This is a genomic window from Vibrio sp. 1402 (genome assembly GCF_033340275.1).
The window spans coordinates 1-639 of sequence record NZ_JAWOWE010000368.1 but is presented as its reverse complement, the minus strand read 5'-3'; the positions used below and the strand labels follow the sequence as shown (position 1 = coordinate 639).

1 protein-coding gene is annotated in these 639 nt (G+C 46.8%); it reads left to right on the top strand.

The genetic code is table 11. The features are described from left to right. Positions 1-639, top strand: a 639-nt coding sequence (locus R7044_RS26115; RefSeq protein ID WP_225456105.1) for a M16 family metallopeptidase, incomplete at both ends; no start/stop codon positions are given.

Below are 639 nucleotides of genomic sequence, written 5' to 3'. Positions count from 1 at the left end.
GCGATCGCACCAACTACTTTGAAACCGTTCCTGCAAATCAGCTGGAAAAAATGCTGTGGCTTGAATCGGATCGCATGGGTTTTTTACTTGATGCGGTTTCACAGCGCAAATTTGAAATTCAACGATCTACGGTGAAAAATGAGCGTGCGCAACGTTATGACAACCGTCCGTACGGTTTGATTTGGGAACGTATGTCTGAAGCGTTATACCCAGAAGGTCATCCTTACTCATGGCAAACCATCGGTTACGTTGAAGATCTTGAACGTGTTGATGTGAATGATCTTAAAGCGTTTTTCCTGCGTTGGTACGGTCCAAACAACGCGACGATCACGATCGGTGGTGACTTAGATGTCGAGCAAACACTGGAGTGGGTAAACAAATACTTCGGTTCCATTCCTCGCGGTCCAGAGGTTGAAAACGCACCGAAACAACCAGCTAAGTTGCAAGAAGACAAATACATTACGTTGGAAGATCGTATCCAACAACCGATGGTAATGATTGCGTGGCCAACCACATACAGCGGCGAAGAGAGCCAAGCATCTCTGGATACGCTATCGGAAGTATTAGGTGGTGGTACCAACAGCGTGCTGTACCAAGATTTAGTGAAGACGCAAAAAGCGGTTGATGCGGGTTCCTTCC